The following is a 5,683-nucleotide window of genomic DNA, read 5'->3' as shown; positions in this document are numbered from 1 at the left end:
CGGCGGCTCTTCTTCGTCATCTTCGCTCCTGATTCGCAGCAAGAATCCTCGCCGCTGTCAGGCAGAAAATCCACTCAAGCTACTGTCCGAATTTGCGGGGCCAGCTCTCTACGCATCGAACGATCGATCCGCGACGATCAGGCGGTGACGCTGTTTCGATAAAATCGGCATGGCCGCCAGCATAGCACCGCTTGCATCGAGCGCGAACGAGAGCGTAGACTCCGGCTGCTCGCGCCGACTGCCGCCGTCTGATCAACGGCAATGGCAACCGCGAGATGGCATGCCTCCGAAACGTTAGCGGCAATTTGGCCGACGGGAGAGCATGCATGAGCGGGTTTTCTGAGCGCGACGTTCTTCGCAAACAACTTCGCAACGACATCATCGAGCACCTTCGCCGAGAGCGCGGCGCGCCGGCGCCAGGTACGACGTTCGCACGGGTGGCAACGTGCCATGTGCTGAGCCGACAGCACGGCATCCCCGCGGCCGCGGTCGCCGCGCAGCATTTCCCCTACGACGCCGATGTGGTGAAAGGCCTGGCGAAGCCTGGCTTAATTTTTAAGGCGGCGAGCGGGCCGGCGATGACGACGGTGCCGGCCTGGGCGGGCGAGCTGGTCGGCACAACGGTTTCTGGCGCGTTGACGATCATCTCGCCGAACTCGGTCTATTCGCAATTGGCGGCCGCGCCGGGTTCGATCCGCGTTTCGCTCGCCGGTCCCGTCAAAATCCCGTCGAGGACGCCGACCGCGCCGGCGGCGCCGCCTTTCGTCGGTGAAGGGCAGCCGATCCCGGTGCGGCAATTCGCGTTGGGCGGCGCAACTCTGGCACCGAAAAAAGCCGCAGTGATTTCGGTGATGACCGCCGAAATGCTGGCGCACTCGGTGCCCGATTTGGAAAAGCTGATCCGCTTCATCCTGGCGAGCGACGTTGCGACCGCGATCGACGGCGTGTTGCTCGGCAACGCCGCCGGCACCCCCGTTGCGCCGCCTGGTTTGTTGTTCGGCGTCTCGGCAACGCCAGCGACCGCCGGCGGCGGCTTGCCTGCGTTCGCCGGTGACGTGCGCGCGCTCGCGGCAGCGATCGAGCTTTCCGGCGCGATGGCCAACCCGACGCTGATCATGTCGACGACCTCCGCGATGTTGCTCGGCTCGCAACTGCTCGGCTGGATCGATGGTGGCCCGCTCGATCTGGCGATCGTTGCCTCGCCGACCTGTCCAACGAAAATGCTGATCATGGTCGACGCTGCGAATTTTGCCAGCGGCGAAGGCGACGAGCCCAGCATGATGGCGAGCAACGAAAGCATCGTGCACATGGAAGACACCACGCCGCTGCCGATCGGCACGGCTGGCGCGCCGGCTGTGGTTGCCGCACCGACGAGTTCGATGTTTCAGGTCAACTGCATCGCGACGCGCTTATTGCAAGATTGCAGTTGGACCATGTCGCGGCCGGCGCGCGTCGCGTTCATCAACGCCGTGAGTTGGTAGGAGGTCACCATGACCGACAGCGTTGCGCGAGATGCAGCCGGCCAGCCGCTGTTGACAAGGGGCCTTGATCGCCGCGCACACCAGGGTGCCGATTTTCCGGTGCGCACTATCCAGACGATCGGCGATCTGCACACTTTGCTGGCCGACTACGACCGGCGATGCGAGCGCGAGCTATCCGACATTTCGTTGACGTCGACATGGTCGCTGATCGGCGGCCTGGTGCTCGCAACGGCCGACAACAACGGCCAGCGACGGGAAATCGCCAGGAATAACTTTTTCACCGGCCTGGTCGCGCGGATCAAATCCGTCCGCGCCTCGCACATCGAATGCGATCAATGGTTGGCGCGTGCGCGCAAGAGGGAGATTGCAGCCGCGCGCCGTGCGGTGAACTGGACGCGGGAAAACAAGCGATTGAAAGAGCGCGTCGCCGAGCTTGAGGCCGAGTTGGAGCGGCGCAGCGTCACCTGGCCGCGGGTGGTGGGTGAATGACCAACTTGCTCGACCAGGTCACCGCAAACGTTAGTGATCCCTCGATTAATCGAGCCGTCGCAATTTTACGTAGGCTCTGAATACCGGATCAGAAAATTCGTAAATCCCCCGATCCTCCCCCTTGACGAGCGCCGGACCATACCGCTCCTCAACAAGCCGCGGCATCAATTGATCGATGTATTCAATGCCCAGACCTTGAGCGGTCGCTCGCGTTCGCTGCAAAACTATTCGACCAACCTCATCATTATAGAGCGTAGCTTCGCTCGATTGCTCTGCAAGCAGAACGAGCAGCATGGCTCTCTCCGCACTGCGACCGACAGCAAGCTGATATTGCTGCTCTAAGTTTGGAAACGATTGCCCCGATCGTATCTTTTCGAGCACTTCGCCGAAGATTTTGACATCAATGTCGTTCGTGCCGATTTCGTTGCCGTATTGCACGGAGGCTTTGCCAATGAGTTGCGCGAAATATGGAAAGCCCTCACTTAATTCGACGATTTGCTCGACTACGTTCTTGTCGAACTTGACCTTTCTCTTGAAAAGCTCCTCCGCAGTCGCAAAAATCTGGCGTGTTTCTCCGGGACTCATTGCCCTCACATGTATCGCGCCCTGCTCGATGAGTCTGCCGACGGATTTATGATCCTTGATCAACGCACCGAGGTCCTGCCCGATGCCGCAAACGCCAAACTTCACAGTAGGTGAAGTAAGCGATTTGATCAGCGATCCCATTCCGTGTTTGGTGCCAATAACATCGAACTCGTCAAGCAGAAGGAGCAGGCCGTCTCGTTTCGACCACGCTCTGTTGTTTGCATCAACCGAGCCGGTTACAAAATTTCGGAACGATTGAATCGTGTCGTTCGGAACCACGCTTGCGTATTTCTGAGAATCCGATCCCTTAATTCCCCATTTGACCAGTTTGAGGTCAAGCCCCGCTGACGCTTCATCCGAGCGGGAAAATTCGGTCAATTCTTTGCCCGCATCCGGCACAAGCCGCAAAAGGCCGTCTTCTGGATCGGTGTCATTGCACAGACGTTTGATCAATTCGTCAGTGTTGTTGATGTTAGAATCGCAAGCATAGTAGACGGTGTAGTACCGACGAGGTTTCCGCGGAATGAGATGGGCGAGGCCAGCCTTTTGGGCAATGTCGTAGTTGCCATTCGCCATTTGTTGAATTTGGCGAACCAGCGACGTCTTCCCAACGCCCCGCTTACCATAGACAGCTATTACCCCCTCTCGGGCATTGAGGGCGTTCATGCAGCTTTGGATTAAATCAGCTCGACCGACGAACCGCCGAGGGTCTCGAATGGCACTTGAGGTAAAGCCTGCTTCCGGATCGACGAATTCGAACATGCGTTTCCCCTGATTCTCGCGATCCTACACAGCACGTAGAGGGTGTGAAAGCAGATAGCGTCAACGATCCACTGCGTTAGTCGCACTTGGGATGATCCCGGCACCGATCCCAATACAAAAGGTCGCCCAGGAGGCCGGTGGCGGTGTCAGCGGCGCAAATCCGGCTGTTCTCATTGGTCCCTCTTTAACTTTCGCTTGCCCCAATGAGTGCTGATCTTCCGGTCCAAAAACACCTGCTCGACGTTTCTGTTCAACGCCCGTAGCATCGCGATCCGCGCATGCATGACCAGGTCACGGCCCTCGGCGGCATCGGTGAGCACGGTGGCCGCGACCAGGACACGCGGATGTTTTCGCTCGCGCGCGGGCACCGTGTCGACCAGGTGCCGGATCGCGTCCCGCAGGGTAACGAGTTGTTTGCCATCGGCCAGAACGATCGGCGCGTCGAACTGCTTGCGCCAACCGCCGCTATCAGCCATGCGGTCGCCAATCCGGCGGCATCCGCTCGCCGCGAGCAAAGCGGCGATATTTTTCCGCCGTCCATGCCTCTTGATCGCGCCAGGCCTGGAAATCGGCCTCGGTTCGCTTCGGCAGATACTCGCGCCATGCCGCCTCGAACGCCGCGCGGGCCGCCTCGAATGTCGGCGCCGATCCGTTGCGATGCTCGCCAGGGTTTGAGCCCGGATAAAAACCGCACTGCCATTGCCAGCTATCCGCGGCGCCGGGATTGCCGACGGCTTTTGCGACGATGCCGACGTGAACGTCGGCAAAGTGGATGCGCCAACAGTTGGGGCGGTACGGATCGCGGCGACGGGTGAGGATGGGCATGGCAGGATTTAAGCCGATCGCCACTGGGCGGCGCAAGCGGGCCTCAGTGTTGATTTGGAACCAACACGGGGTTATGCATGATACAGAGACGCGCGGGCAACCAAGAGCGCCGCCATGGACAGGCTCAAGCGTTCGTTAGAGCAGCTAAAGTCGCCGATCTGCCCTGACTGCCAACTTGAGATGAGGTGGTCACGTTCAACGTTGATGGGCGTACAGCCAACGGAAATCATCCATGTGTTTTTCTGTCCCGGCTGCCACAGGATTGATGAGCAAAAATCGATAATAAGCGCGTCCGATAGCTCATCGGCCGCATAGAGTAACAACGCCTCAATTAACATCATCTGTGACGTGGGGCGATGTGGACTTTCGTTGCGTTAGTTCGCACCGCTTTTGAGAGAGCGGCAAACGATCGGCCCGCAGTTCGTGTAAATGATTTTATTGGACGCTCCAAAACGAAAATAGAGGCGCACTGGCTTGCCCTCGTAGTTGTGGTAGTCGATCTGCACTCCATGCCCGGTCAACGCTACGTCGTCCAAGGAAAAGGCAGGGCCGCGCTTATTTTCCAGCTTTGGTGCCCAATAGCCGGCGATCGCTTTTCGTCCGACCAGGCTCACATCTTCGCAAGCACATTCGATCACCGCTTCATCGTCATAGAAGTTGAGCATTGCGGCGAGGTCGCCACGTCGGCACGCGTCGAGCCAGTCCACAATTGCGCCGACCGCGTCAAAGTCGTCCCGTGAAATAGACATCCATGTTCCGCCACAAAACGCCGCTCCCGACGCTGGGCGTAATATCATGATGATGAACGGACGTTGAACCGCGCTTCCCGCAAGACTACGGGGATGCGGCTTCACCGCGCCGCATAGCGCCCGATGGCGTGCAGCGTCGGTGCCCGCGGCGTGTCCTGCCGGCGCATCTTGCGTAAGTCGCGGGTCTCCGGTGGCGGCGCCTGTTCCAAGTATTTCACCCCGTCCAAAAGCTGCGGCACCAGCGGCACCGACACAGCAACGTGCCGAACCACTCCGTAACCGGACAACGTCGGCACGATGATGATCATGGTCGGCGGCATGGGCGCGCACGGTGAGCGCCTCGCGGCCGTCGCGCAAGAGGGCAGCACCGCCGCCCAAAAGGCCGCCAGGATCGCGAGCGCGAGTCCGCAATGCGTTATTTCGGTCGGGGCGTGGAAAGGCGGGGGCGCGGGTCAACGCGCATCCACGACCTTCCTACGGAGAATGCAGGACTTGCGGCGCTTTTTGACACCGGCCATACACCACCGGCCTTTTGCATTGATTTATAACGACTTTTTTTCCTGTGCACGTCCTTGCGCAGTGGTTGGACGGCTTATGCCGTGCTCTCCCGGGAGCCGAGTTCCCTTTGGCCTCCCTCGCGCCTGCGAAAGTCACCAGCACCGCGCCGGTTGACGCGACTGCCGCGAGCTATGGCTGATTTTGGGTGACGCGGCCTGATCAGGCGGCGTGGCTTTCAGTGTTCGGAATGACTTCGATTCCGTCGATGAACTTTACACCGGCGATGACTTTCGG

7 protein-coding genes are annotated in these 5,683 nt (G+C 59.7%); 2 read left to right on the top strand and 5 right to left on the bottom strand.

Annotated features, from left to right (window positions below; translation table 11 throughout):
• Positions 1 to 326 precede the first annotated feature (326 nt).
• On the top strand, positions 327 to 1,481 hold the full coding sequence (locus QJT78_RS47780; RefSeq protein ID WP_038953364.1) for a phage major capsid protein: 1,155 nt from the start codon (positions 327 to 329) through the stop codon (positions 1,479 to 1,481).
• Between the two features lie 9 nt (positions 1,482 to 1,490).
• Positions 1,491 to 1,970 carry a hypothetical protein gene (locus tag QJT78_RS47775; RefSeq protein WP_038945729.1) on the top strand — a complete coding sequence of 160 codons (480 nt, stop codon included), beginning with the start codon at positions 1,491 to 1,493 and terminating at the stop codon, positions 1,968 to 1,970.
• Positions 1,971 to 2,015: 45 nt separating this feature from the next.
• On the opposite strand, the gene QJT78_RS47770 is transcribed toward QJT78_RS47775, so the two are convergent.
• The 5 genes from QJT78_RS47770 to QJT78_RS47750 all read right to left on the bottom strand — a co-directional run bounded on the left by QJT78_RS47770 (position 2,016) and on the right by QJT78_RS47750 (position 5,199).
• A complete protein-coding gene (locus QJT78_RS47770; protein ID WP_038945728.1) occupies positions 2,016 to 3,317 on the bottom strand; it encodes an ATP-binding protein in 1,302 nt (433 codons plus the stop codon).
• 170 nt (positions 3,318 to 3,487) lie between these two features.
• Positions 3,488 to 3,793: a hypothetical protein gene (locus QJT78_RS47765; protein ID WP_038953362.1), complete on the bottom strand. Its 306-nt coding sequence runs from the start codon at positions 3,791 to 3,793 to the stop codon at positions 3,488 to 3,490.
• Complete coding sequence (locus tag QJT78_RS47760; RefSeq protein ID WP_049808108.1) at positions 3,786 to 4,142, bottom strand: hypothetical protein; 357 nt, start codon at positions 4,140 to 4,142, stop codon at positions 3,786 to 3,788. Before QJT78_RS47760 ends, QJT78_RS47765 begins: the two co-directional genes overlap by 8 nt.
• Before the next feature lie 374 nt (positions 4,143 to 4,516).
• The gene (locus QJT78_RS47755; protein WP_049808107.1) at positions 4,517 to 4,891 is read right to left on the bottom strand and encodes a nuclear transport factor 2 family protein; all 375 of its coding nucleotides are present in this window, start codon (positions 4,889 to 4,891) and stop codon (positions 4,517 to 4,519) included.
• A gap of 101 nt (positions 4,892 to 4,992) precedes the next feature.
• The gene (locus QJT78_RS47750) at positions 4,993 to 5,199 is read right to left on the bottom strand and encodes a hypothetical protein (protein ID WP_157790247.1); all 207 of its coding nucleotides are present in this window, start codon (positions 5,197 to 5,199) and stop codon (positions 4,993 to 4,995) included.
• Between the last annotated feature and the right edge of the window lie 484 nt (positions 5,200 to 5,683).

The sequence above is a fragment of the Bradyrhizobium sp. Mp27 genome, assembly GCF_029953005.1.
GTDB lineage: Bacteria > Pseudomonadota > Alphaproteobacteria > Rhizobiales > Xanthobacteraceae > Bradyrhizobium > Bradyrhizobium barranii.
The sequence above is the reverse complement of the archived record's forward strand: the minus strand, read 5'-3'. Positions and strand labels throughout refer to the sequence as shown.